The organism is Thauera sp. JM12B12 (genome assembly GCF_039614725.1).
GTDB lineage: Bacteria > Pseudomonadota > Gammaproteobacteria > Burkholderiales > Rhodocyclaceae > Thauera.
In genome coordinates, this window is record NZ_CP154859.1 from 2,159,318 (window position 1) to 2,186,044 (window position 26,727).

At 58.7% G+C, this 26,727-nt stretch carries 18 protein-coding genes and 3 pseudogenes; 9 read left to right on the forward strand and 12 right to left on the reverse strand.

The window, feature by feature from the left end:
• Nucleotides 1-72: 72 nt before the first annotated feature.
• Nucleotides 73-681, reverse strand: coding sequence for a DUF1780 domain-containing protein (locus tag AAG895_RS09635; protein ID WP_345791805.1), 609 nt, complete (start codon nucleotides 679-681; stop codon nucleotides 73-75).
• A 114-nt stretch (nucleotides 682-795) separates the two neighbouring features.
• Here AAG895_RS09635 and AAG895_RS09640 point away from each other — a divergent pair, with 114 nt between their 5' ends.
• Complete coding sequence (locus tag AAG895_RS09640) at nucleotides 796-1,746, forward strand: IS5 family transposase (RefSeq protein WP_345791806.1); 951 nt, start codon at nucleotides 796-798, stop codon at nucleotides 1,744-1,746.
• A 135-nt stretch (nucleotides 1,747-1,881) separates the two neighbouring features.
• Here the strand turns inward: AAG895_RS09640 and AAG895_RS09645 are convergent, their stop codons facing one another.
• Nucleotides 1,882-2,343 (reverse strand): GNAT family N-acetyltransferase, encoded by a 462-nt coding sequence (locus AAG895_RS09645; protein WP_345791807.1) that lies wholly within the window; start codon nucleotides 2,341-2,343, stop codon nucleotides 1,882-1,884.
• Nucleotides 2,344-2,684: 341 nt separating this feature from the next.
• Between AAG895_RS09645 and AAG895_RS09650 the strand changes: the two genes are divergently transcribed.
• The 5 genes and pseudogenes from AAG895_RS09650 (at nucleotide 2,685) to AAG895_RS09670 (ending at nucleotide 10,358) form a co-directional block, all read left to right on the forward strand.
• Nucleotides 2,685-3,305, forward strand: a complete 621-nt coding sequence (locus AAG895_RS09650) for a tyrosine-type recombinase/integrase (RefSeq protein WP_004265658.1) — start codon at nucleotides 2,685-2,687, stop codon at nucleotides 3,303-3,305.
• A gap of 452 nt (nucleotides 3,306-3,757) precedes the next feature.
• Complete coding sequence (locus tag AAG895_RS09655; RefSeq protein ID WP_345791808.1) at nucleotides 3,758-8,233, forward strand: TIR domain-containing protein; 4,476 nt, start codon at nucleotides 3,758-3,760, stop codon at nucleotides 8,231-8,233.
• A gap of 476 nt (nucleotides 8,234-8,709) precedes the next feature.
• Nucleotides 8,710-9,182: pseudogene (locus AAG895_RS09660) on the forward strand (IS1634 family transposase); the annotation flags it as partial.
• Between the two features lie 372 nt (nucleotides 9,183-9,554).
• Nucleotides 9,555-10,010: a translesion error-prone DNA polymerase V autoproteolytic subunit gene (gene umuD / locus AAG895_RS09665; protein WP_345791809.1), complete on the forward strand. Its 456-nt coding sequence runs from the start codon at nucleotides 9,555-9,557 to the stop codon at nucleotides 10,008-10,010.
• Between the two features lie 72 nt (nucleotides 10,011-10,082).
• On the forward strand, nucleotides 10,083-10,358 hold the full coding sequence (locus AAG895_RS09670; protein WP_012585333.1) for an H-NS histone family protein: 276 nt from the start codon (nucleotides 10,083-10,085) through the stop codon (nucleotides 10,356-10,358).
• Between the two features lie 514 nt (nucleotides 10,359-10,872).
• Here the strand turns inward: AAG895_RS09670 and AAG895_RS09675 are convergent.
• Together AAG895_RS09675 and AAG895_RS09680 are read right to left on the reverse strand one after the other, a co-directional pair.
• Entirely contained in the window at nucleotides 10,873-12,315 is a 1,443-nt protein-coding gene (locus AAG895_RS09675; RefSeq protein WP_345791810.1) for a hypothetical protein, read from the reverse strand.
• Nucleotides 12,316-12,320: 5 nt separating this feature from the next.
• The gene (locus tag AAG895_RS09680; RefSeq protein WP_345791811.1) at nucleotides 12,321-13,310 is read right to left on the reverse strand and encodes an ATP-binding protein; all 990 of its coding nucleotides are present in this window, start codon (nucleotides 13,308-13,310) and stop codon (nucleotides 12,321-12,323) included.
• 221 nt (nucleotides 13,311-13,531) lie between these two features.
• On the opposite strand from AAG895_RS09680, the pseudogene AAG895_RS09685 reads away from it, so the two are divergent.
• Nucleotides 13,532-13,932: pseudogene (locus tag AAG895_RS09685) on the forward strand (transposase); the annotation flags it as partial.
• A gap of 154 nt (nucleotides 13,933-14,086) precedes the next feature.
• Here AAG895_RS09685 and AAG895_RS09690 read toward each other — a convergent pair.
• Nucleotides 14,087-16,114 (reverse strand): hypothetical protein, encoded by a 2,028-nt coding sequence (locus tag AAG895_RS09690; RefSeq protein ID WP_345791812.1) that lies wholly within the window; start codon nucleotides 16,112-16,114, stop codon nucleotides 14,087-14,089.
• Between the two features lie 724 nt (nucleotides 16,115-16,838).
• On the opposite strand from AAG895_RS09690, the pseudogene AAG895_RS09695 reads away from it, so the two are divergent.
• A pseudogene (locus AAG895_RS09695) lies at nucleotides 16,839-17,782 on the forward strand (IS5 family transposase).
• A gap of 556 nt (nucleotides 17,783-18,338) precedes the next feature.
• Here AAG895_RS09695 and AAG895_RS09700 read toward each other — a convergent pair.
• The 5 genes from AAG895_RS09700 to AAG895_RS09720 all read right to left on the reverse strand — a co-directional run bounded on the left by AAG895_RS09700 (nucleotide 18,339) and on the right by AAG895_RS09720 (nucleotide 23,451).
• Complete coding sequence (locus tag AAG895_RS09700; RefSeq protein ID WP_345791813.1) at nucleotides 18,339-18,941, reverse strand: transposase; 603 nt, start codon at nucleotides 18,939-18,941, stop codon at nucleotides 18,339-18,341.
• A 317-nt stretch (nucleotides 18,942-19,258) separates the two neighbouring features.
• Complete coding sequence (locus AAG895_RS09705) at nucleotides 19,259-19,867, reverse strand: TetR/AcrR family transcriptional regulator (RefSeq protein WP_345791814.1); 609 nt, start codon at nucleotides 19,865-19,867, stop codon at nucleotides 19,259-19,261.
• Nucleotides 19,868-20,005: 138 nt separating this feature from the next.
• On the reverse strand, nucleotides 20,006-21,655 hold the full coding sequence (locus AAG895_RS09710; RefSeq protein WP_345791815.1) for an electron transfer flavoprotein-ubiquinone oxidoreductase: 1,650 nt from the start codon (nucleotides 21,653-21,655) through the stop codon (nucleotides 20,006-20,008).
• 32 nt (nucleotides 21,656-21,687) lie between these two features.
• Entirely contained in the window at nucleotides 21,688-22,542 is an 855-nt protein-coding gene (locus AAG895_RS09715) for an SDR family oxidoreductase (protein ID WP_345791816.1), read from the reverse strand.
• Nucleotides 22,543-22,683: 141 nt separating this feature from the next.
• Entirely contained in the window at nucleotides 22,684-23,451 is a 768-nt protein-coding gene (locus AAG895_RS09720; RefSeq protein WP_345791817.1) for an SDR family oxidoreductase, read from the reverse strand.
• A gap of 153 nt (nucleotides 23,452-23,604) precedes the next feature.
• On the opposite strand from AAG895_RS09720, the gene AAG895_RS09725 reads away from it, so the two are divergent.
• Nucleotides 23,605-24,495: a cache domain-containing protein gene (locus AAG895_RS09725; protein WP_345791818.1), complete on the forward strand. Its 891-nt coding sequence runs from the start codon at nucleotides 23,605-23,607 to the stop codon at nucleotides 24,493-24,495.
• Nucleotides 24,496-24,591: 96 nt separating this feature from the next.
• On the opposite strand, the gene AAG895_RS09730 is transcribed toward AAG895_RS09725, so the two are convergent.
• Nucleotides 24,592-25,731, reverse strand: a complete 1,140-nt coding sequence (locus AAG895_RS09730; protein WP_345791819.1) for a helix-turn-helix transcriptional regulator — start codon at nucleotides 25,729-25,731, stop codon at nucleotides 24,592-24,594.
• Nucleotides 25,732-25,778: 47 nt separating this feature from the next.
• Nucleotides 25,779-26,723 (reverse strand): FAD-binding protein, encoded by a 945-nt coding sequence (locus AAG895_RS09735; RefSeq protein ID WP_345791820.1) that lies wholly within the window; start codon nucleotides 26,721-26,723, stop codon nucleotides 25,779-25,781.
• Between the last annotated feature and the right edge of the window lie 4 nt (nucleotides 26,724-26,727).

Here is a 26,727-nt window from a genome sequence, read left to right on the forward strand (position 1 = left end):
AAGACCTGTGAGATACGAGGCACGAAGCGTCGACGCAACTCTTGAGGTTGAACGTGCGTTAGAAAAAATTTCCTAAGTGTCAAAATACTCTACAGCTTTACCGACGTTATCTCTCAATAGAGCTGTGGCCGCTGGGCTGGCATAGACCACTGCGCAGTAACGATTGCTCACGATAGAAAGAGACCTAAAGGCCAGTTCTTTTTTTGGCACATCAATCGGCGGCACAACATCATGGTCCAGCCAGTTAAAATAGCAAACAAGGTCAATGCTTTTGCATTCTCTGGGTCCATACTTCGACTCCTTCAGGAGTTTCTCAGCGTAGAGAGAACAGCGCCTCACAATCTCAGAAAACGCAATATCCTTTGGCGTGTAGTGTTCGATTAGTTCGCTATAATCTTTTGCCGACTCTGCTGCTGCAATTCTTTTTCTGAATTCGTCATTTCTGCGGCGTCCCTCATCGAGCAGTTCCTTAACTTGAAAACCTGCATCACGGAATGCGACGTCCACGGGCTCCTGCGCCTCTGTCATCTCCTCTTTTTTGAAACAAACACGAAGCGCCTGAAGAAGGCGCCTGACAACCCATTTTTCTCGATTTAATTTTTCTGGGTTACTGAAGAAAGCTAGCGATTCTTTCAGGGCTTGAATGCGTTCGATTCTCCAAGCATTTTGCATATCGCTCATTCTTCTTTACGCCTTACGATGTTTGACTTGAACGGCGCCGTAAGGCTTCCGCTAGGGAAGCTCTGATCTATTCATAGCCGGTAAAATACTGAGGTCATAATTCGCGCTGCCACCATGAAGCAAACGACCTTCGCCTCGCTGGCTTTCGAGCGGAAGAAGAAACAGACGCGCCGGGAGCGCTTCCTGGCCGAGATGGAGAAGGTCGTGCCTTGGGCAGCGCTGCTGGCAGTAATCGAGCCGCACTACCCGACGACGGGCCGACGCGGGCGTCCGCCGATGCCGCTTGCGACGATGCTGCGGATCTACTTCATGCAGCAGTGGTACGCGCTGTCGGATCCGGCGATGGAAGATGCGCTCTACGAGGTCGAGTCGATGCGCCGCTTTGCTGGGCTGGACCTCACCGACGACGCGATGCCCGACGAGACGACGATCCTCAAGTTCCGCCACCTGCTCGAGAAGCATGCGCTGACCGGGCAGATGATGAACATCATCAACGACACCCTTGAACAGCGCGGGCTGCTTCTCAAGGGCGGCACGATGGTCGACGCCACGATCATCCATGCGCCCCCCTCGACGAAGAACCGGGACAAGCAGCGCGACCCCGAGATGCATCAGACCAAGAAGGGCAACCAGTGGTACTTCGGCATGAAGGTCCACGTGGGTGCCGACGTCAATTCCGGGCTCGTGCATACCGTATCCGTGACGCCTGCCAACGTCTCGGACATCAACCAGTTGCCGCACCTGGTGCGTGAAGATGACCGGGCGGTGTTCGGCGACAAGGGCTACGTGAACAACAAGCTCAAGCGTCTGGTCCGCAAGGCGGGCCTGTTCTGGGGCGTCTCGCTCAAGGCCAGCAAGCAGCACCCGCTGACCGAGGCGAACAAGCGCTTCAACCACAAGATGTCCTCGATCCGTGCTCGGGTCGAGCACGTGTTTCGCGTCATCAAGCGCCAGTTCGGCTACACGAAGGTGCGCTACAAGGGGATCGCGAAGAACGCCGCCCAGGTGTTCTCGCTGATCGGTTTGACCAACCTTTACTTGGCGAGGCGCGCCTTGATGAATTGATAGGCGAAATCCGCCCGCTGCGCCCGAAAATGGGCGCTCGGGGCCTGAAAGGCCTCGAAAAACAGCGGAAGAAGCGGAAAAATCGATCATCGGGGTCAGTGGAACCGGCTGGCTTGGGTGAGCGTGCTCAGAGCGTCAATTGATCAGGGATTCCCTAGAAGGAAGGGTAGGCATCTTCGGTTCGCGAAGCCCAGTGGTCATTGCCCGCGTAACCCCACATTGGCTCGGTTCTGCCCGCCCGCTGGCACCCATCCCATTGTAGAACTCCACGGCCTTTCCATGCGCAGTAAGCATCTTCTGATGGAACACCTCGTACTTCTCCGTCAGTGCGCCCATCATCGCTCGTCCGACGTCTTGCCGTTGAAACTCGGGGTGCATAAGCATGTGCGGAAAGTACATCACCAAGTGTCCATCCGAGATCGCATTTCCTAGACCGACTAAGCGACCTTCCAGTCGAGCGGTAACCAGCGCATGGAAGTTCCGAAGTGCCGCAAGGAGCTGACGTGGCTTCTCAGCAGACGACCAAGCGTTTGCGTTGTAGAGCTCGACAACCTCAGGGTCATCAAGAGAGTCGTTCAGAGGTATGGTCAATGACACTTCGCTGCGCCTCGTGTTAGGCGCTCACTTTGTTTTAGGGTGACAGTTCTGCCGCATAACATCGGAATGCCGGATAACGCTCCCTGCAAGTTACAGTTTAGATGCGGGAGCCACGCGCAAGGCAAGATAAAGGGACAGGAATAGCAGCAGACAGATTACTGGGCTGATGCGTTTCATCTGCACGTAGGAAGAAGGCATGCCGCCTCGCCCGAAAGGCCGCTTCCGGATTGGCTGGTAACTGACGGCTGATGGCCGATAGTACGCGGTGGGCTTCTTCCCCGATAGCCGCCGCACGCCACGGGCTCAAGAATCAGACTCCGATCAACAACAAGGAGTCTGTCATGGAAACCCGAGAACATCCGCATCGGGAAGCCTGGAACAAGGGGAAGCTGGTGGGCCAGAAGGCACCCCTCAAACCCAAGGACATCTGGGCCATCCGTATTCATCTGCAGAACGCGCACGAAGTGCGCGACCTCGCCATGTTCAACCTCGCGATCGATAGCAAGCTCCGAGGGTGTGACCTCGTCAGCCTGCGGGTGCGCGACGTGACCCATGGAAACCAGGTGCTCTCACGCGCCATGGTCGTGCAGCGGAAAACGCAGCGGCCTGTGCAGTTCGAACTGACCGAGCCCACGCGGACGGCTGTGGCTGCCTGGATCGCAAAGGCCGGCCTGAGGGCGGAGGACTTCCTCTTTCCGAGCCGCCTGCACGACTCACCGCATGTCTCTACCCGTCAGTACGCGAGGATCGTCGAGCACTGGGTGGTGGCCGCCGGCCTCGATCCGTCCGCCTACGGTACGCACTCGATGCGACGCACAAAGGCGACATTGATCTACAAGCGCACGAAGAACCTGAGGGCCGTTCAACTCCTACTGGGTCACTCCAAGCTGGAGTCGACAGTGCGGTACTTGGGCATCGAGGTCGATGATGCCTTGGAGATCTCCGAGCAGATTGAGATCTGAACCCGGCGCGGCTGCCCGCCAAGCACCTTTTGCCGGCGGGCGGCTGCTTACGGTGATGATGCTGAGGGGGTACTATCGGCCAAGTCCGGCCGCTGGTTGTCCATCAAGATTAGACATTGGGACGTCGGTTCAGCTCTGACAGCTGCCTGTCTCCCGTCAGCAACGCCTGGCCATTCGGGCTTCTGAAGCTTGCAGCCTGAAGCGCTGAAGTTTGACCTTTCGCTCGGAGCGGCTATCTTTACCCATAACTCCAGGCACACCAATGAAGCAGTCATTTCTTTAAAGGTAAGGGCGCTTGGCGATATTTACGAACGTAATGATGCATCCGTGTTTTCCGTTCCGAGAAAGTGCTTGGAAATGCCAGGGACGGAAGCTCTTCCACCCACAACTGGACAATCCCGGAGCGCGCTAAGGATGGCGCGAGCCTCCCAACCGAACCATCGGTCATCCCCATGTCCAACATCTTCCTCAGCCACTCCAGCGCCGATGAACGCGAGGCTGTCGCGCTCAAGCAGTGGCTGGCTGACAATGGCTGGAATGATGTCTTCCTCGACGTCGACCCGCAACGCGGTCTCGCAGCGGGCGAGCGCTGGCAGGAGGCGCTGCGCCGGGCAGCGGATCGCTGCGAGGCAGTGGTGTTCATCGTCTCGCCGGCCTGGGCCAAGTCGAAGTGGTGCCTGGCGGAATTCCTGCTGGCGAAGAGCCTACACAAGCTCATCTTCGGCGTCGTATTGAAGGACGTGCCAATCGGTGAGTTGCCGACCGAGATGACGGCCGAGTGGCAGTTGTGCCGCCTCGTAGGCGAAGGCAGCAGCGAGACGATCCGCTTCACCTACCGCGAGGCCACGGATCAAATCGGCTTCCTCGCCCAGGGCCTGTTGCGCCTACGCAATGGCCTGCACAAGGCCGGCCTCAGCGCCGATTTCTTCCCCTGGCCGCCGAAAGACGATCCCCAGCGTGCGCCCTACCGCGGCCTCGAACCACTGGAAGCCAGCGACGCCGCAGTGTTCTTTGGCCGCGACGTGGAAATCTTGCGCGGCCTCGATGCCCTGCGCGGCATGCGCGACGCCGGCGACAAACATCTTTTCATCATCCTCGGCGCCTCAGGCGCTGGCAAATCATCCTTCCTGCGCGCCGGCCTGCTGCCGCGCCTGGCGCGCGACGACCGGCACTTCTACCCGCTTGCGCCAATCCGGCCAGAGCACGAACCCCTCTTCGGCGAGCGCGGCCTAGCCCATGCGCTGCATCGCGCGCTGGCCGAACTGAAGCTTCCCGCCATCAATCTCGGCGACATCAAGGCACAGCTGCGGCAGGGGCCGGCTGTGCTGGCCGGCCTGCTGCGACAACTGCAGGACGCCCTGTGCGCCCGCCTGCTCGGCCTGCCCGAAGGCGCATCGCCGCCCACGCTCGTCCTGCCGGTGGATCAGGCCGAGGAACTGTTCAACCCCGATGCCAGCGACGAGGCGCGCGATTTCCTGCGCGTGATCGGCAGTGCCTTGCGCGAGAACGGCGTGGCGCCGCCGATCATCGTCGCCTTCACCATCCGCTCGGACCGCTACGAGCCGCTGCAAACCGCGCCCGAACTGGCCGGCATTCAAAGCGTCGTGTTCGACGATCTCAAGCCGATGCCGCCGACGCGCTTTCGTGAAGTGATCCTCGGCCCGGCGCTGCGAGCCTCGGCCGAGGGCAAGAGGCTCACGGTCGAGCACGAGCTGGTGGAGCGGCTGGTCGGCGAGTGCACTGAGGGCGGCGATGCGCTGCCGCTCTTGGGCCTCACCCTGGCGCGGCTGTTCCGCGACTACGGCGGCGACGGCGACCTGCGGCTGGACGAGTACCGAGCCATGGGTGGTCTGGAAGACATCGTCAAGACCGAGGCGGAATTCGTCCTTTCGGCCGACGAGGCGATACGCAAGCAGCAACTGGAATTGCTGCACTCGGCTTTCATCCCCTGGCTCGCCACCATCAACCCGCAGAACGACCAGCCGATGCGCCGCCTGGCGCGCCGTGCCGACCTGCCGGGGGGGGCACATCCCCTGATCGATGCACTCGCCAAGAAACGTCTGCTGCTTACCGACCGCCGCAACGGGGTAACGGTGATCGAAGTGGCTCACGAAGCTCTCTTACGTCAATGGGACGTGCTGACGACCTGGTTGGAGGCCGAGCGTGAGGATCTGAAGGACGCCGACGTGCTGGAACGGGCCGATCAGGCATGGAAGAAAAGTGGGCGCAAGGATGCCTGGCTGATGGAGGGAGAGCGGCTGGCGATTGCCGAGGCACTTGCGGCAAAACCAGGGTTCAGCAAGCGGCTCGATGAGTGTCAGGAATTCCTATTGGCATCACGGTGGCGAGAAAAAGCCAAGCATGACGAGGAGGAAAGGCATCGACGGGCGGAGTTGGAAGCAGCACAGCAATTGGCAGAGGAGCAGAAGATGCGCGCCGCGATCGAGGCACAAGCGCGGCTGGATGCAGAAGCGAACGCAGCGGGCTTACGGACGGGGCGCCGCAAATTGATCTGGGCGTTGGTAAGTGTTGCTCTTGCTGCGGTAGTTGCTGTCGGGATGTTCTCCCGGGCAAGGACCAACTTCCTGGAGGCAACGGTTGTTCGCATTGTTGGGTACTTCGAGGATGACTTCGCGGAGCTGCTAGGTCTGCAGCAGGAACCACAACGCAGGCTGCTCTCCGTCATCGCAGCGACTCGTATTTCCCAAAAATTGAGTGAAGCACCAAAAGAGCTGAGTTTCAAAGCATCAGGACGCCTTTGGAAACTGCTGAAGGGCGTAAAGTACATGCGGACCTTCCCGGAGGAACCGACTGCTTTAGCGGTTAGTTCGGATGGCAAGCGAATCGTGATTGGAATCGGCAACGCCCTTCAAGTAGTTGACGCCTTAACGGGCAGGGACATCAACCTGACGTTTGGTAGTCTCGCTGCAAAGATTACTGAAGTGTTTTTAAGCAATGATGGCAACAGGCTCTTGACCCATGGAAGGGGAGATGGGAACCTAATTCTCTGGGATGCTTCAAGTGGTAGACGTATTGCGCCACCTTGGAAAATTAGCTTGGGAATACTTGACCCCATCGCGTTTAGCCCCGATGGTCGCTTTGTGATTTCTGGGCACCACAGCGGCAAGCTTCGTCTGTGGGATGCCGGAACTGGTGCTCAGATTGGTCCGGATTGGGAAGGGGATGGCGCCGGGGTGCGAAGTGTGGCCTTCAGCAACGATGGACGATATGTAATATCCGGAGATGAAAAAGGGCAGTTGTCGCTCTGGGACGCCAGCAAGGGAAGGCACATCAAGTCCGTAAAGGGCCACTCAGGGAATGTGACAGCTATCGCATTTAGCCCTTCAGCTACGCTGCTAGCCTCGGGAGGGGCAGACAAGCAGGTTCGCCTCTGGAATCCGGAACTAACCCCACTCTATGAACCACTCACTGAAAACGAAAGCTTCGTTACTTCGGTTGCATTCAGCCCAGATGGGAAGCGACTGGTCGCAGTTGGACTAAATTCCCATGTAGTTGAGTGGGATGTATCGGAAAAGCCCAGCGTTATTGCTGATCACAATTCTTTCGCCATTGTTCGAGCCGCTTCTTTCATTCCCAAAACCAATGGAGATATCGTCACAATTGGAGAAGATAAAACACTGCGTGTCTGGACGAATAATAATAGGTTTCAGTTCGATGAAATCAACGTAGGGTCACCAGGAAAAGTCGCAGCCATTGCGGTCAGTCCAAACGGCGACGGAATGGTCTTTGCTGCAGGCAAATCTCTCCGATATTGGGATGCCGCCGAATCGCAGTTCCTTGACTCGCCCGCCGTCCATAGTGGCAACATCAATTGCGTCGCTTTTAGTCCGGATGGTGAGCGAATTGTTTCCGGAAGCGATGACGGAACCGTCTTGATCTGGGAGTCTCGCTTTAAGAAAGTGAGTCATCCTTTGCGTTTTGAGCAAGGAGCCTCCGTTACAACATGTGGGTTCAAGGTTGGCTCGAGGGAGGTATTGACGGGTGGCGCAGATGGAAGCCTGCGAGTCATTGGCATCGGTACCGATGGCACCTCGCTCTCGCGTCAATTCTCGGATGCAGAAATTCGTCTTCTTTCAGAGAAAGACCACGAGTTTCTCTCCAGTATTGTTGCTGACGCTACATATCCCTTGAATGCGTCGGTCAGTGCCGATGGCAGGCGGATCGCACTCTTCTATGGCGACAGATTTGATGAATTGCCGCCTCTCGATGACGATGGCTATAACTTCCTTGTTGCATCAAGCAATTTGGATGACTTTGGAGTTTACAGATCTATAGGCCACTCCAAATGGGTCAATGTTGTGGCGTTTTCAAGAAATGGGAAAGCGATCGCCTCTGCATCGATGGATCATGTGATTCGCATTTGGAGTGACGGCAGTTTTTTATCCAGGAGTGTATCTATCGGGAAAGAAAGAGACCCATGGAGAGCTGCTTTAGATCAAATTGGGGGAGCGCGCTCCGGATTCGACTTATTTCACAAGGATGTGATTGGCGCGATAACATTCAGCGAAGATGGGCGATTTCTTGCCTCGGCAAGCCATGACAAGTCAGCGCGCATCTGGAGCATGCCGAAGGGTGAATTGGTAGGCCTCCCACTCGACTCGGGTGGTCGCAAGCTCTATAGCGTGGCTTTCGATGCCCCGGCCAAGTACCTCTATGCGGGTAGCGACGACGGAATCGTGCTTCGCTGGCCCGTTCTCGAGAAATGGGTAGATGCGCTGTGTGAGAAGACGCCGTACAACATGAGCCGTCAGCAGTGGCGCGAGTGGGTGTCGCCCGAGATCGAGTACAAGTGTCAGTGCCCCGGCCTGCCAATTCCGCCGGACGATCCCAAATCGAACGGGAAGGCAGAGCTTTGCCCCGGCAAGCCCGCCGAACCGATGTCCCCCCTCGATCGCCCGCCCACCTGACAGGAACCCTGGCAAGCCTGAACTATGCTTGGACAGAAGCACCAAATGACAGCTCAACTTTGATACCTGCCGCTGAACCTTTTACGGCTTGACCGGCGGCTCAGGGTCGTTAGTTCCAGTTGGCAGGACGGAGAAGCCGCCGTTCGCCGTCGCCCGACGCGCGAACGGCAGGTGACCAACACATTGCTGCCTGGTTACGCCATCAAGCCACCGGCAGCTGAGGCCGACAACCAGAAGTTCGCACTACCCTCGCCCGCTGAACTCGAGAAATCGTCAAAGCACTTGAGTTTTCCTCACAACTTGCAGCTTTTGTGGCGCTCGAGTCGAAAAGCGTGAAACCTTAGCGTGCCTCGGAGCCGTCCTCCGGCGTGAGCTCAAACGACTCCCGCCCCACGTCTTCAACACGGTCCAGCACGTGTGGCGGTCAGTGACACCCAGTCGGTAGCAGCCCCGAGTGCGTCAGCACCTGATGGATGAGAACCCCCCTGTTGCCCACGCTCAACAAGAGGTGCACGAGCGCTTCCTGTCGGCGCAGCGCCTGATGCTGGACGCAGACCGCTGGCTGCTCAGCCTGGACACACCTCGAGGCGTTGAAGGCCGTGCGCCTAGCTAGCCAGCGACAAGCCGCTCGAATTCATCGACGCGGCGCCGGGCCGGGGCTACAACGAGTTCGTCGAGTTGCTCTAACCCTTCCACGACCAACGACACCACCGCCCACGCAGGAAGTGATCGCGGAGCACCCCTGGAGCGCGCCGCGGTTGGTGGTCGCGCACGATCCAATGGCTTCGGCCACCAAGGCGGATCAGCGCAATGCGCGTCTCGATGAGCTGATCCGCCAGGCAAACCAATGGTCGGGCTAGCTCACCGAGCAGGGCGAAGGTGTGAATCTCCGCGGGCGCGGTACTCGGACAGCGGCGCCAACGCGCGCTTCTACCACGCGGTCAGCGAAGTTCGACGACTGCGCGCTTGAAATCGATCGAATGGCGGCGGTATGGCCCGCGCAGGCCGCGATGCCGGCGTTGGTCCAAATTTGTGTCCATGAATGCAATTGTGGGCACAAATTTGGGTGCCCCCTCCTTGGGGCGATCGTCAGCGACAGCTATCCCGGGGGGAAGACGGCAGTGGGCGGACGCTTACGAAACACGCGCGCCGATGAGGCATCGATAGATGACCGACACGGGGCGTCCGTCACGCACCTTTGACCGATTGCAGTACAGCTCCCGCTTACACCACCTCCTGGAGCGACCTACCGATCGCCCTGGCCATCTGAAGCTGCTGGCCCGGAAGACGTCCCTACACTGGCACCCGAGAACAAGAAAGAATGATGTTCGTGAGTCCCTCCCCTATCAACGAAGAGTTCCTCTTGGCAGCGCTCGACTCTCCGGCGATGTTCATCCCGACCGGGCCGACGCCTGTTTCCGCAGGTTTTCCATCACCCGCAAAGGACTACGCGCAGAAGCGTCTGGACATCAAGGAGTACCTCGTCCGCAATCCGATCTCGACCTTTTTCTTCACCGTCAAAGGCGATTCGATGCAAGAAGCGGACACTTTCGAGGGCGATGTTCTGGTCGTTGATCGAAGCATTAAACCGGTACACGGTCACCTCGTCGTGGCTTTTGTGAACGGCGAGCGGCTCGTAAAGAGGCTTTCAATCAGGGTTGGCAGTGTGATGCTTCTGGCGGGACATCCAAAATACCCGCCTTTAACGTTGAAGGAGAGAAACGATCTGGAAGTCTGGGTAGTCGTTATCGGGAAGTTCAAACGCATCCCCGCTTGATAAAAGCCGTGTTATTCTCTCGCTCGACTCCAGAAACGGAGTAACCCTTTCCAGACTCGCCACGAGAGAATAATGACGTCCCTTCAAGAACTCCTTGCTCAAAAAGAAGCCCTCGAACAACAGATCGCTCAGATCAAGAAGGCTGAGCGCGCGGACGCACTGCAGAATGCCCGTAGCCTGATCGGCACGTTCGACCTCACGGTTGACGAGCTTTTCGGCAAGCAGAAGTCCATTGGAAAAGCAGTGGCAGTCAAGTACCGCAACCCGGAAACCGGCGAAACTTGGACCGGCCGTGGGCGCGCTCCGCGCTGGCTCGATGGTAAGAACCGGGAGGACTTTGCGGTCTGACGATAGAAATGCAGGGCTCAGGCTGAGTGCGTTTGTGTGAAAGACGGTCGGTCACTCTTGATTGAGTGTGCCGGCCGCTTTTCAATCTGCCTGCCGTTTGATTCAGAACCTCCCACCGACCGTACGGTACAGCGATTTCAACACAACACGCATCTGCTGCGGGAAGAACCGCCCCCCTCATGGCCCTGATGGGCGACTTCGGAAGGTATGAGGCACGCAACCAACCACCACTCTCGATCTGCTCCCACCGCCGGGCATCCCCTTTCAGCCAGTCATCGAAGAGTGCGGCTCGATCACCGCCAGCAGGGCCGCCCACCGCATGACCGAAGAAGCGCTCCCGAAGCGTCTACTTGCCTTTCCGTTCGAATGCCAGAGGGCGAACGTGCTTTACTCCATGAAGGCGTTGCGCTTTACGAGATTGGTATCGTCTCAGCCCGGAATAGATCGGGTTTCCATAGGTGATGTTCAGTCAACTCCACGCCTACTGAGTGAATGCAAGTAGAGCAAGCAGGTCTCACCAAACCAGCACCGCATCCACCAAACCATCCTTCTCTATCAGAAAGGCTCTTGGCAAAACGCCGATTTCAAAATCAATATCCTTTCCCTCATCCGCCTGATTCAGCCAGTTCCTCAACTCAGATAAATACGATTCAAATATAGCAACCTGTATTGAGGTTAGAAAATCAGAAAGCTCAAGCGTAAATCTAGGGCGAACCAAGGCAACCTTAGGTATCGCACCCCTACTGACCCATTCAACGTCGAAAACACCTTTCTCTGCGTAACAACAGACGCGCGCAGAGTAACAAAACGCTTCCATGCCCGCTCGGAACATACTGGACATCAACGGATTTCCCCACCGCAATTCTAGTTCGCCCCGAGCATCTACATACGGACAAATATAGTCAATACTATACCGCACCTCCTCTTTTGGGACCTTGGTCCAGCGCGAATATCGCCCTCTTCTCCAAACGCACTCACACCTATCCGATCTATGTGTGATTATGTCCTCATACTCATCTTGAATGTCGTTCTTGACACCAAGGAATTTCATTTCTTCGATAAGGTATGAGGTATTGAGAATGTCCAGCAAGATATTTAGATCGATTCTCTGAAGAAGGCTTGTTAGCTCTCGTGATAAAGATTTGCTTAACTTATAGCTCTTAGGGCTTAATGAACGTGGTGCGGCGATCATGAATTTTAGAAATTTTGCATCAAGCCTCTTGATCCATTGCAGCCTACCGAGGAGTGAATCAATTTCGTTAACGACGCAATCCCTGCTTTCATAAGAGTCCTCTGTGTCCAAAGGAGTCCAACTCCCGATCTCAGATGAAACTGAATGCTTCCACTCGAAATATCTTCTCTGAGATGCAAATAACCTTCTTTGAATTCGAAGAGAATCACCTGAGACGCAACCAGGCCAATCAACGTAGTATTCTCTGAATACATCGCTTAAAGCTCGCACCGCACAGTCCCACTTCGCCCCAGTGATCCTTGGGCTATACGTAACTTTCAAATCTTCGCCATGCACCGGACACTTCGCCATAAGTGCATCTTCATGAACTCGGCCGTGATAACCTAATTGCAAGCACTTTTCACAGTATCGAACAGAATCGATTATTCTTAATTTTTCTTCTATAAGCCTAAATTTTCTGTTCGAGAGTGCCTCATAGAAAACAGTTTTAACAATCGAAATAGGCTCATCAATGGCGTTTGCTATAAGCTTGATTTGCTCCTTGTTATATCCAGCTTTGTTCCATTCCAAAATATTCACGCCGGTGGTTTTGAACCAATACTCTCTAAATTCTCTCGGTCCGATGGAATTTAAATTGCAGAAGATCGCCGCGAAACTAGTAAATGATTGATAGTATATAAGTCTTCCCCTCCCCCAATTTAAGCATGGCGGGGTTTTTCTGTTATTTATTTTATTGTCCTTTGATATAGTTTTCATTATTGACATGACAACTACTGTTTTGCCATAACGGTTCGCATGTAGTCTGTGAATTTAGTGCTAGCAACCACTCTCAATAACTCACCCTTATCCGTTAATGCATCCCAATCTTCCCCATTTTGTAAGCGTCTAAGGATAGTCTCTACCGTTTCAGCTACATGTTTCATGCCTATTTCTGGTTTGTAGTCCTTCTGTTTCTTTACGTCGTCTGGGGTTAGTTTGACAAACGCGTCCCAGATATCAGTCGAATAAGCGGCAAGCCTTTTTCCTTTTTTGAAATAATCAGGCGCAAAATATTGTAGGTAAGTTATTCCACTCTCTGCAGGCCACTCAGAATCAAGGTCGTAGCCATTGAGAACAAACTCGAGTTCTTTACTCGACCTCAATCCTCGAAAACGCATGTCTTGAGAGAAAAATCGAGCAGTAATGTGTGCATTGCCCGTTCTGGCTAGGTAGTTAGGTTGAAATAAAATGCCATGTGAGCCTATTGATATAACGCAAAGACGAACGCCTCTGGCATCGAGAGCATTCTGTAGTCCGAGAAGCCACTTCCATTCCTTTAGCGTTACCTCATGCGCTTCGTCTATTAGAAGAGTAACGAAACTCCTCCTAGATGACAAAGCCATAGTATAAAGTCTTTCTGTAAAGAGATAGCGGCCAACTGTTCGGCTCTTCGGTTTTAGTGGATCATAGAATTCATAATTAGCAGCCTCAAGAAGATCATTCCAAAACTCTCTTTCAGTGATCGACGAATCACGGCGAATCCAAACAACGAGAGGCACTCTTGTCCCAAATCTTTCTTCTAGGAGAGAGAAAAGGAACCACTTTATAGTTTTAGATTTTCCGTAACGAGATGGGCCATAAATATATCCACCGGTTACTCTAAGGTCGATCCAATTTCCAATCGTTCGAATCATTTCGTCTATCGGAGCTGTGAATATAGCGTACTCGCCACGTAGGATAGGATGGCGATCGTCGACGTCGAGTCCTTCTTGGCTATCCATCGATAAAGCTCCTTGTTGATTCGAACGCAGCAATATCCAATAGGTGCCGACGAAAATTACTCCGCGAGACAGACACCTACCGCTTCTCGTGCTTTCTGTTCAATGACGAACAGATCTGGTTCTGGCTACCTCATACGGGGAGAGGACCTCTCACGTATGCGTGCCATGCCCTTATGAGCGTATTTGAGCCACGGGGTGTCACTCCGCGGTCATTCCACGCCGACCCCGAGATGCATCAAACCAAGAAGGTCAACCAGCGGTGCTTCAGCATGAAGGTCCGCGCAGGCGCCCACCTCGATTCCGGACGCGTGCAGATTGTTTCGGTGATGCCCGCCAACGTCTCGGACATCAACCAGTTGCCGCACTTGGTGCGCGAGGCGGGCCTGTTCTGGACCGCGTCGTTCACGGCCTGCAAGCAGCGCCCGCTGACCGAGGCGAACAAGCGCTTCAACCACAACATGTCTTCGATCCGCGCGCGCGTCGAGCACGTGTTTCGCGTCATCAAGCGCCAGTTCCCCTACACGAAGGGGGCTACAAGGGGATCGCAAAAAACGCCGCGCGTGGGGTCTCGCCGTTCGGTTTGACCGATCTCTATCTTGCGACGCGCGCCTTGACGAGTTGATAGGCGAAATCTGCCCGCTGCGCCCGAAAACGGGCGCTCGCGGCCAGAAACGCCTCGAAAAGAAGCAGTGGAAGCGGAGATATCGATCATCGGGATTAGTGGAAACGGCTGGCCTGGGTGAGCGCGCTCAGAACATGGATTGATCAGAGGTTCCTTAACTCGATGCTGCTTTTCGGCGTCGAGGGGAACTTCCTTGAGAGCACTCATTCACCTCACTATCAGAATCCTTTCCACCGATGGCTTGATCTCTTCGAGCAATTTCCGCCTCATCGCTCGAGCTAATGGTATCTAGCGCAACCCTGAGGAGTTCTTCGGATTCGTTCCGCTCCGAGTTCGCGATTATTCTGCGAAATTCGAGGCAAGATGGATGTGGCGGAAGTTTTTTATTGGACTGAGACTCGCAATATTCCACAAAGGCCTCGGTCGCATCGGTGCCTGATGCCACGTAGAACATTTTCTTCCTTATCATGCCTTTAATGGCGGCCCTAATTCGCAAGCTATGGGGGAATCTATGCCATGGCGGACCAGCACGAAGAACGCCGAGGCTTTGTCCGTCCGACGTGGAGGCTAGTGCGATTCTTGCGTCATTCTCTTCATGATTGATCACGTCTATATATTTCCCCGCTAGGTCAAAACGCTGCGAAAGTATCTCGTTTGTATACCTGGCGTTCTCGAAATTCACATAAGGCGCTCTTCCTTCTTGGACGCCGCCCTGCACTTTGCATTTTTTTCTTAAGCTTAGCAGGAGGCTAACCTGCTCGGGGTCTGCGTATCGAAAAGAGAAGTCAGGGCGATTAGTTGCATACTCGAGAAACTGCAATGGAGTGCGATACCCAAGACTGGTATGGGGCGTTGCATTATAATTCGCAATCAAGACATCAATTAAGTCTTCCGCATACTCAAGTTGAAACTGACTATTCAATGCAACTTCCTCCGGCTCCCGCCCCTTACGATCCTTGGGTTTTGAGCCTGTGGTATTTGACATTTTGTGCAACCCGCCGCCTGCAAGAACTCGAAAGAATGTTTCAATAAATGGCCGCTCATCCAGGCCTCGCCGGGAGGCAAATCCCTCCTTTGGCGAAATTAATCTCGAATTTACGACATCCCTTAGAAACTGTTCTACGCTTTTGCACGTCTCGGCGAGAGCGCCGTCAACGCTCGTTTCGTCCCAGCACATGCCAACATATCTGTCCGACATCCCTGAAGGAAAATTAGCATCATCCCAATAGATATGTTCGAGGCCGGGAGATAATATTCGTCGCCGCCATCGAGTCAGAGCAGATTTAATCGCTCTAAGGACGTCAGTCTTAGAAACCTCTTTTCCTAATGCAAAGTGGTATCCCAGAACGGCTCGTGATTCAACATCCAAAATTACGATTACCCATAACCTGTGGACGATTCGCGGCACATGCTCGCCATCACCATTGGGCATCAATACACAGAATCGCCCATCTAGTTTATGGGCGTCCATCTCTACCCGCTGCAGCACCCTCTTTACGGGACGGTCCACGCCATCCCCAGTAATCAACTTTCTTTCAAGGGTTTTGCCACCAATGGCTCGCGCGGCCATTTTTGGATTTAATTTGTAAACGAGATCGATGTGTCGGCATACGGAATTATATCCATTAGTGATTGTATTAAACGGCCACTCGCCCCTAACCTCATAGCCTAAGTCTCGCAGGCGATCTAAGAACCACTTCCATAGAGCTTGGCGCGGCTTTCTTATCAGAGATAGGGTGCTTGAACTGGCGGACTCCAATATCTTCTTATCGAAGGATCTACGTAGATCTGGATTCAAATCAAGAACCAGACCCATCGCACCGACAGCACCTCCACCAAATTCGTTGACTTTTACTTTTCGCTTTCGCTTGTAAGGTTTAATTCTTAGTTTCGGTATTAACCCCCGGAATCCATATATGCGACCATCGGGATGGGTCTTAAGGCATCGCTCTGTGATCAATCGGTACGTCTGTTTTAGTCCGATCTCGCATTTTTCTCGAATTAAGCTATCGCCGTAGCCTGCGAGGTATAGTCTTACGGCTTCTTTTCTCATCAGATATTTTTTTCGATCGAACTCTGTGAGAACCCCATCATCTGGAGTGGGCCAAGCATCTAGATCTTCATTCCCAGTTCTCAGTAGACAGGGCAATTGTCTGCCTAGTGGATTTTCACGCGTCTTCATGTTCGTACGCCGGCCAGAGCGGTTTAATTTCTTTCATGCAATTTTTATAAAGAGCTTGCTTATTTACATCGAAAGATAAAAGCGAATTCAATAATTAATATATTTTTTAAAAACTTTTCAATGCACTTGAATTGGCGCGTGTAAATTAAAGCGCTTTCCTACCCTTCATCGCCTTTTCGGAAAGGTGACTTCCGGAGACGCTGACGACTCACTTTGTAGCTACAGTTTTCGTATCTGCGATACGATGGAATTTACTACAAAATCTCGCGCGTTCAAAAGATTGATAGCAAAGTGAAAATCTTCCGGATTATTTTTCACTTTGCTGCTCTCGGCTGAAGGTGATACACACAAGGAGTGTTTTTTCACCTTTCGGCAATCTTGCTAAGGTTTTAATTATTAACGTTTTGTTTTTAATAGATTTTTGTACTTGGTCGCGAGATAAGACGGCTACGGCAATGCTCGCGCTGTGGGCACGTGTAGTCTCGCTATCGTGGTAGTTCTGCTGTGACACAACAGGATCTACTCAGGCGCGCAGATCTGCTCATGGTTCGGGAGGACGAAGCCCGTGCGGCACTGGGGCAACTCGACAACCAGAACCTCCTGAGCCCATTTATGGCCTGCGGTGGGGGATTCACCCTTGTTTTTCGAGGGAGGGGTGCGTCTAGGGAAGCTCTGATCGACTCGGAGCCGGCAAAGTACTGAGGTCATGAGGCGCACTGCCACCATGAAGCAAACGACTTTCGCCTCGCTGGCTTTCGAACGGCAGAAGAAGCAGACGCGCGGGGAGCGCTTCCCGGCCGAGATGGAGAAGGTCGTGCCTTGGGCTGCTCTGCTGGCAGTAATCGAGGCGCACTACCCGACGACGGGGCCGACGCGGGCGTCCGCCGATGCCGCTTGCGGCGATGCTGCGGATCTAGTTCATGCGGCATTGGTACGCGCTGTCCGATCCGGCGATGGAGGATGCGCTCTAAGAGGTCGAGTCGATGCGCCGCTTTGCGGGGCTGGGCCTGACCGACGACGGGATGCCCGACGAGACGACGATCCTCAAGGTCTGCCACCTGCTCGAGAAGCACGCACTGACCTCGCAGATGGTGAACATCATCAACGACACGCTCGAGTAGCGCGGACTACGACTCAAGGGGCGGCACGATGGTTGACGCCACGATCATCCATGCGCCGCCCTCGACGAAGAATTGAGACAAGCAGCGCGGCCCCGAGACAAGAAGGGCAACGAGTGGTACTTCGGCATGAAAGTTCACGTGGGTGCCGACGTCAATTCCGGGCTCGTGCATACCGTATCCGTGACGCCAGCCAACGTCTCAGACATCAACCAGTTGCCGCACCAGGTGCGTGAAGATGACCGGGCGGTGTTCGGCGACAAGGGCTACGAGAACAACAAGCTCAAGCGTCTGGTCCGCAAGGCAGGCCTGTTCTGGGGCGTCTCGCTCAAGGCCAGCAAGCAGCACCCGCTGACCGAGGCGAAAAAGCGCTTCAACCACAAGATGTCCTCGATCGGGGCGCGCGTCGAGCACGTTTTTCGCGTCATCAAGCGCCAGTTCGGCTACACGAAGGTGCGTTACAAGGGGATTTGCGAAGAACGCCGTACAGGTGTTCTCGCTGATCGGTTTGACCAATCTCTATCTTGCGAGGCGCGCCTTGATGAACTGATGGGCGAAATCCGCCCGCTGCGCCCAGGAAAGGGCGCTCGGGGCCGGAAAGGCCTCGAAAAATAGCGGTAGAAGCGGAAAAGTCGATCATCGTAGTCGGTTCAATCGGCTGGCTTGGGTGAGCGCACCCAAAAGGCCAATTGATCTGGGGTTCCCTAGGCGTGCATGCCGGTCAGCAAATCGAACTGGATAGGCGAGTTTTCCCGGCTCAAGGGAATCGAGAACTTCCCACCCGGTTCAGGACTGAGTCTCGTGTGAGCACGCGAGGCCGGCTTTCTTTCTTCCAGTCAGTACGAGTTGCCACGAATGTGTAGCGTGACAGCGTGATGCAGTATCCGGTCGAGGATGGCGGTCTAGATGACTCGGTAGCCGAACACCTCGCTATAGGCACCGGAGCTCTGGTTAGTGGTCAGGATCATCGGTCCGCGCTCATACCGGCGGCTGATATCACCTGGAAGATCAGGTTTGCGCCCTGGAGCCCGATCGGCTTGCAGCCGATCACATGCCGGAGGCAGGCCTCGGAGTCAGCCTCGTTGAGGTTGGCCCCGCCGATCAAGTTACAGATCGCCGGTGCACGGTCGCATCCCGCGTGAATCCGTCGCCATTCCACCGCAACACCCTGATCCGGTTTCCGCGCTAGGCCCCGAAACACGATTGAACGCGACGATGTGGCCGCTAAAGGGATCGGTCTCGAATGGTGTCTGAGCGAGCGCAGCGAGCCCATCGAAGCCGCGCCGCATGTCGATAATGCCGGCCGCGGTACAGATTCGCTTGCCGTAATGCGGGACGCTCGTCGCAGCAGTAGCACAGCATGAAGCCGCGCTGGGACGTGCCGTCGAGACCTCCTTCGACGGTGAGCCGTGCGCCCTTGCCTCGATCGTCAGCCGACCGAGCGCGGCCGCTGGGGCATCGAGCATCTCGGGCGCGTCCAACGCATCGGTGTCGGTGCGGATGATCGGCACGAACGCAGCCACGCCCAAGCGACCTTCGTGCTGGCCCTTGCGCCACGCGAATATCTGCTTGGCGTTGATGTCGTGGGGGTGCGCAAGCCGCGACACGGAGGCACCTGGCTGCCGCGACTGCTCGACGACGGCGCGTTTTAGCTCAATGGTGTGGCGGCGGTACGGCCAACGGGTACCGCGACGCGGGCGTTGGTCCACTCTTGTGCCCGTGCAATTCATTGTGGGCACAAAGGTGGGTGCTCACTCCGAGGGGCTGATAGTCAGCGACGGCCAAGCTGGAGGTAAGACGGCACGGGGCCGGCGCCTACTTAAAGCCGTTCTGGGGATCGGATCTACATTCTTACGTAAAACGTCGCGAGAGTTACATGATTACGATAAATAGCCTCCACTAAATCTGTGACCACCTGTCGCTAAGGGCTTGATTAGAAATGATGCGTCCAGTTACAGCGTTAGTGGAATGAACGGTTCAGCGACTGCTGAATATGTGACGGGCCACGCGTGCCCGACGCCACCCTTCAGCCGTTCTCCTCGTACAGCGTTGCTTCGATGATGCGGACGATCCTTGCCGTCAGGGCCCCTGCATCGAGCGTTGGATTGGTAATGCTGCGCAACAGGAGGCCACCGAACAGTGCCGAGAACAGTTCGACCATCCCGTCGATGGTGGCCCGATCGTCTTGGAACCCCGAGCGCTGGCGGATCTCGCGTATGGCAGCCGCGAGTCCGCGCCGGCCCACCGCGTCCGCCTTTCTCACGATCTCGGCCACTTTCGGGTTGCGGCCGGCCTCGGCGACGATCTCGGCCTTCAGCGCGGCAGTGTCCGAATCGAGCTGCTTGCCGATGGCCTGGGCCACGTGCGTCCGCAAGCCGCTTCGCGTGTTGGCAACCTCCCGAAGGATCTCGGTCAACGCGAGGCGGTGCTCGAGATCCTGGGCGACGATCGCTCCGATGATCGCGTCCTTGTTGTCGAAGTAGTGGTAGATGTGCCCCGGGCTCATCCCGGCTACCTTGGAGATCTGCGCAATGCTTGCGCCATGAAAGCCGTGATCACAGAAGCATCGCGCTGCTGCGGTCAGGATCTGTTGTCGGCGGGCGTCGGCACGCGTGCAGTCAGACAGCGGTTCCATCACGATGTTGTCCTCGGTGTCGCCCGGAGCGGGCACTGACCGTGCCCGCCGGACGCACCCCATTTCCGATTTCGGGGCAAAGCCGCCCTTCCCTCCCTCCTACTCAGGCCACCCCGCGCGCGCGATCGCCTGCGGGCCTCACATCCCCTGGTAGATCGGCCCTTCGCCGCCTTGTGGCACCACCCAGTTGATGTTCTGGGTCGGGTCCTTGATGTCGCAGGTCTTGCAGTGCACGCAGTTCTGCGCGTTGATCTGCAGGCGCGGGTTGGCGCCGGATTCGTCGCGCACGATCTCGTACACCCCGGCCGGGCAGTAGCGCTGCTCGGGGGCGTCGTACTTCGCGAGGTTGATCGCGATCGGCACCGAGGCGTCCTTCAGCTGCAGATGGCAGGGCTGCTCTTCCTCGTGGTTGGTGTTCGACAGGAACACCGACGAGAGCCGATCGAAGGTGAGCACACCGTCGGGCTTGGGGTAAGTGATCTTCGGACACTCGGCCGCCGGCTTGAGCTTGTCGTGGTCGGCGCTGTTGTGCAGCGTCCAGGGCACCTTGCCCTTGAACAGCACCTGGTCGATGCCGAACAAGAGCGACCCCAGGTACAGGCCCTTCTTCATGTAGGGCTTGAAGTTGCGCGTCTTGTGCAGCTCCGCGTATAGCCACGAGTCGCGGAAGGCGCTCGGGTAGGCGGTGAGCGCGTCGCGCTGGCGTTCGTGCGCGAGCGCCTCGAACGCCGCATCGGCGGCGAGCATGCCCGACTTGATCGCGGCGTGGCTGCCCTTGATGCGCGCGGCGTTGAGGAAACCCGCGTCGTCACCGATCAGCCCGCCGCCCGGGAAGATCAGCCGCGGCAGGCTCTGCAGGCCGCCGGCGGCGATCGCGCGCGCGCCGTACTGCAGGCGCTTGCCGCCTTCGAGGTACTTGCGGATCTCGGGGTGGGTCTTGTAGCGCTGCATCTCCTCGAAGGGCGACAGATGCGGGTTCTCGTAGTTGAGGCCGACCACGAAGCCGACCGCCACCAGGTTGTCCTCGAGGTGATAGACGAAGCCACCGCCGTAGGTGGCCTTGTCCATCGGCCAGCCGGCGGTGTGCACCACCAGACCGGGGCGATGGTGCTCGGGCTTGACCTCCCACAGCTCCTTGATGCCGATGCCGTAGGTCTGGGGGTCGGCGCCCTCGCGCAGATTGAAGCGGGCCTCGAGCTGCTTGCCCAGGTGGCCGCGGCAGCCCTCGGCGAACAGCGTGTATTTGGCGTGCAGCTCCATGCCCGGCTGGTGGTGCGGGCCCGGCGTGCCGTCACGGTTCAGACCCATGTCGCCGGTGGCGACGCCCTTCACCGCGCCCGCCTCATCGAACAGGATCTCGGCACCGGCAAAGCCCGGATAGACCTCGACGCCGAGCGCCTCGGCCTGCTCGCCGAGCCACTTCACCACGTTGCCCAGGCGCACGATGTAGTTGCCGTGGTTCACCAGGCAGTCGGGCAGCAGGCCGTTGGGGGCCTGGCGGGCGCCGGTCTCGGTGAGGAACAGCACGCGGTCCTCGGTGACGGCGGTGTTGAGCGGGGCGCCGCGCTCCTTCCAGTCGGGGAAGAGTTCGCCGAGCGCCTTCGGGTCCATCACCGCGCCCGACAGGATGTGGGCGCCGATCTCGGCGGCCTTCTCGATCAGGCACACCGAGAGGTCCTGGCCCTTGGCCTCGGCCAGTTGCTTCAGGCGGATCGCCGCCGACAGCCCGGCCGGGCCGCCACCGACGATCAGCACGTCGAATTCCATCGATTCGCGTTCAGTAGTCATGGGAACGAGATTCCTGTTGTGAAGGGGCGGCCTCAGGCGGTCACCGGGGACGGCGCGCGCCAGTCGGGCACGATGCCTTGTTCAAGCGCGAAGGGCTGGGCCTGGATGGTGCGACGCTGGAAGTCCGGCGCTTGCGGGGCGGTACCGAGCCAGCACAGCACGGCCGCGGGCACCTCGGGCGGCGCCACGCCCTTGCGCATCGCGAGCACACCTCGCTCGCCGATGGTCGCGCGCAGCGCCTCGGTGCTGACCACCCCCGGATTGACGGTGTAGGCGCGGATGCCCTGATCGCCGAACTCGGCGGCCAGCACGCCCGACAGGCGTGAAACCGCAGCCTTGCCCGCGCCGTAGGCATACCCCCAGCCGCCCTTGCCGGTGGCAACGGGCGGGTCGCTCTCGCCCGCGCCGGAGGTGACGTTGATCACCGTACCGCCGCCCTGGGCCAGCATGGCAGGCAGCAGGCACTGGGTCAGCACGACCGGAGCCATCACGTAGCCGCGGAACACGCGCTCCAGGGTATCCGCGCCGAGGGACATGAACGGCAGGTTGAGGTCGCTGCCCTGGTAGATCGCGTTGTTCACCAGCACATCGACGCGGCCGAAACGCGCCAGCACCGCGGCCGCGGCGGCGTGTACCGACTGCTCGTCGAGCAGATCCATGCGCACCGCAAAAGCCTCGCGCCCGAGCGCGCGGATGGCTGCTGCGGTCTCCGCCAGACTGCCTGCGAGCGGCCGCCCATCCGCGTGGGAAAGGGAATGAGCATGCGTCTCCCCCTCCTCCAGCGTGCGCGCACTGATCGCCACGTCGAACCCCGCACGCGCGAAGGCGAGCGCCGTTTCGCGACCGATTCCGCGGCTGCCGCCGGTGATGAATGCCACCCTGCTCATTTCCATTCCCCGTTCAATTCGGACCGTGTCCACTGTGGCGCACCCCGTCCGGGCCGCCATCGTCGGTTCGGACCATGAAAAACCGGCCGCAGGGGCCGGTTCCTCGACTCGCCCGGGCCGGGATTGCCGGCCTGCCTGCGCTCAGAAGCGGTCGCTGCGGCTCATCGCGTCCATGCCGCCGTCCACGAACACCACCGTGCCGTGCACGAAGCTGGCCTGCTCCGACTGCAGGAAGCTCACCACATTGGCGATCTCGTCCGGCGTGCTGTTGCGTCCGATCGGCGCCACGAACTTGCGGATTGCCTCGCCGAAGCGCGCATCGGCACGCGACGCGTCCAGCAGCGGGGTCTCGACCGCCCCCGGGGCGATCACGTTCAGGCGGATGCCCTTCGGGCCGAGCGCCACCGACTTGCGACGTGCGAACACCGTGACCGCGTACTTGGAGCCGGCATACGCCGCCTGCGGGACCGCCATGGCGTCGGCCTGCGCCAGCGCGCCCGCCTCGTCCCCCGCCAGCATCGCCCCCACCATCGGCAGCTTGTCCATGCCGGGATGCACCGAGGCCACCGAGCCGATCAGCACGATGGACGGCTTGCTGCCGCGCGCCAGTGCCTCTTCGAGGCCGTCGACGATCTCGGTCATGCCGAAATAGTTGACGCCGACGATCACGCTGCTCGAAGGCGCGGTCGGCCCGAGGCCGGCGCAGCAGACCAGGCCGTCCAGCACGCCGTCGCACGCGGCCAGCGCCGCCTGCACGGCCGCCTTGCGGCCTTCGGCGGTCGACAGGTCGGCGACGATGTCGGCGTTCTGCCGGTCGATTCCAATCACACGATGCCCCGCGCGCGCGAGCTGATCGCAAACGGCAGCGCCGATCCCCGAAGCGGAACCGGTAACAACGGATACGGCCATGACAGACTCCCTGGTTGCCAACGATTGACTTGACGACGATTGTGGATTGTCAACGGCCCGTGCGGGCGCGCGCATCGTCCGGGCGGACTAAACTCCCGACCCGCCATTGGGCCTAAAATCGACCCACCGCCATCCCCTCGAGGAACACGCACCATGACACCGCTCAAGACCCTCGTCCTCGCCATGATGCTGGGCAGCGCCGTGCTGACCGCCCCTGCGATCGCGGCCGACAACGCCCCAACGGTCGCTGCGGCGAGCGCGCGACAAGGCGACGAGGGCGCTCGTACGCAGGCGCTGCTCGACCGCGCGGAAGCGCACTTGCGCGAGCAGGGCGAGCAGGCGATGGCCAGCTTCAGCCGTGCCGGCGAATTCGTCGACGGGGAGCTCTATGTGTACGTGATCGATACACAGGGCAATTTCCTCGCCAGCGGCGGCAGCTCGACCACCCTGATCGGTCGCAACGTGATCGACCTGACCGACTCCGAAGGCCGGCTCTTCATCCGCGAGCTCCTCGGCGACGCCCAATCGAGGGCCAGCGGCCGCATCGAGTACCGCTGGGCGAATCCGGTCACCGGGCGCAACGAACCGAAGATCGCGACCTACCGACGTGTCGGCGACCGTATCCTCGTCGTTGGCTACTACGCGCCGAACGCCAGCTTCGAGCTCGCGAAATCGCTCGTGTGGCGGGCGGTGCACGCCCTCAAGGTGAGCGGAGAGAGTGCCTTCACGCGCTTCAACGACCTCAACGGCGGCTTCGTTCAGGACGACCTCTACGTGTTCGCGATCGGCATCGAGGACGGCATCGTCCATGCGCATGGCGCGCAACCGCGCCAGGTCGGCCGCAAGGCTGCCGAGCTCACCGACACCAAGGGCAGGCATTTCCTGCTCGAGATGATCGATATCGCCAAGCGCCAGGGCGAGGGCGAGATCAGCTACACCTTCCGCAATCCGCTCACGCTGAAGAACGAAGCCAAGCGCAGCTACGTGGTGCGGGTGGGGAACTACCTGGTGGGCGCAGGCGCCTACGCGGGCGCCGCGAAATAAGGCCCACCACGGCTAAGGCTCGCCACGGCTGGGGCTCGCGCCTCAGCCACCGGGGGGCGTTGCACCCTCTGCCCCCCAGCCCGAAAGCCCTGCGCCTCAGTTATCCCGGCTGAGCGCGGCCACGCTGTTGAGCATGATGCGCACCAGCTCGGTCTGACGGCGAACGCCGGTCTTGGAGAAGATCGAGCGTAGGTGCGCCCGCGCGGTGTTGCGACGGATGTTCAACGCCTCGGCAGCCTCCTCCAGCGACAGGCCGTTGGCGAGCTCCATCGCCAGCGCGGTCTCGGCCGGCGTGAGGTTGAAGAGCTGCTTCGCTGCGGCAGTGCTCGCCAGCGACTTGCCGGCCGCATCGCGGATATACACGACGGCCGACGGCTGACCCTTGCCCTCCGCCCATTCCTGCGACCGCACCGGCTCTACGACCACGCCGAGGCTGACCTGGCCCGAGGGGCGCGACACCGACATTGCCGACGCCACCGCCAGCGGGTCGCCCGAATGCCGTGCAAAGGCGTTGCGGATCAACTGCTGCAGCTCGCGGTTGTCGCTCGGATACGAGGCCTCGAGTCGGCCGCCGACGAGCTTGAGGCCGTCATTGGCCGCCAGCAGTTCGCGCGCGATCAGGTTCTGCTCGAGCACCTTGCCGGTCTCGTCGAGCACCAGGGTGCCGACCGACAGCCGACCGATCGCCTGCGAGTACAGGCTGCCGAGCGACTCGCTGCGGTCGAGCAGGTTGTGGATGTGCAGCGCCCGGCGCAGATGCGGCAGCAGTGCCTCGCAGCGCGCACGATCGAGCGCACTGAACCTGGGCGCGGTCTCGCCACGCGTGATGCGGAAACGCAGCTTGCCCGAGTCGGGGGTCGAGATGTCGACCCCCATGACGTGGAACACGTCGACCGGCGCGCACCAGTGCTGGTAGTACGGCGTGCGCCGCCATTCGGCCTCGGTCATCAGGTCCTCGACGGTGAACACCTTGTCGATCGGCTGATTGACGAAGGGCGTCATCGAATGGCCGTAGGGCAGATAGGTGACCTTGTCGCCCCCTTCCACGCCCACGGCAATCATCATGCCCAGGTTGCTCTCGTCCGGACTGCGCAGGATGAGGGTGACGTAGTTGGCCTCGAACAGGACGCGGAACGTTTCCAGCGCCTCGCCCCAGCGCCGGCTGTCGAGCGCAGCGTCGTACAGCGCCGACACGATGCGGTCGTATTCGCCCAGTTCCAGTTCGATCGTATTCAAACCCCTTCCCCTCACAGTTCAGGCAGACGGGCCGCCGGCCCGCCGATTCATCCTGCCGACAGGCTCGTGGTCAGCGCCGGCACCGCTTCGAACAGGTCCGCCACCAGGCCGTAGTCGGCGACCTGGAAGATCGGCGCATCCGGATCCTTGTTGATCGCCACGATCACCTTGGAGTCCTTCATTCCGGCCAGGTGCTGGATCGCACCCGAGATGCCGACCGCCACATACAGTCCCGGTGCAACGATCTTCCCGGTCTGGCCGACCTGGTAGTCGTTGGGTACGAAGCCCGCATCGACGGCAGCGCGCGACGCGCCCAGCGCGGCGCCGAGCGTGTCGGCGAGCGGCTCGAGCAGGCGGTGATAGTTCTCGCCGTTGCCCAGACCGCGCCCACCGGATACGACGATCGCCGCCGAAGCGAGTTCAGGCCGCTCGGACTTGCTGAGCTCGCGCCCGAGCACGCGCGACAGGCCGAGATCCGGTCCGGCCGCGACCGTCTCCGCTGCCGCGCCCCCACCGTTTCCGGCGGCATCGAACGCCGTCGTGCGTACGGTGAGGACGTCCAGCGGCTGATCCGACTCGACCGCGACCATGACGTTCCCGGCGTAGATCGGACGCTCGTAGCGCCCCGGCGCGGAGATCGCGACCACGTCCGAGACCGCCGCCACATCGAGCAGGGCCGCCACGCGGGGGGCGAGATTCTTGCCGAAACTCGTGGCCCCGACAAGCACCGCGCGGTAACCGCCCTCGCCCGCCACGCGTTGCGCCAGCACGGCGAGGTTCTCGGCCAGCGGCTCGGCATAGTGTGCCGCCTCCACCTTCAGTACGCGCGACACACCCGCAAGCCCCTGGGCCTGCGCCACGGCGCCCTCGCAGCCCTGCCCCGCGACCAGCACGTCGATGTCGCCGCCGAAGCGCGCCGCGGCGGTGACCGCGTTCAGGGTCGCCGTCGCCAGACGGCTGTTGTCGTGCTCTGCAATGACCAGTGTCTTCATCGTC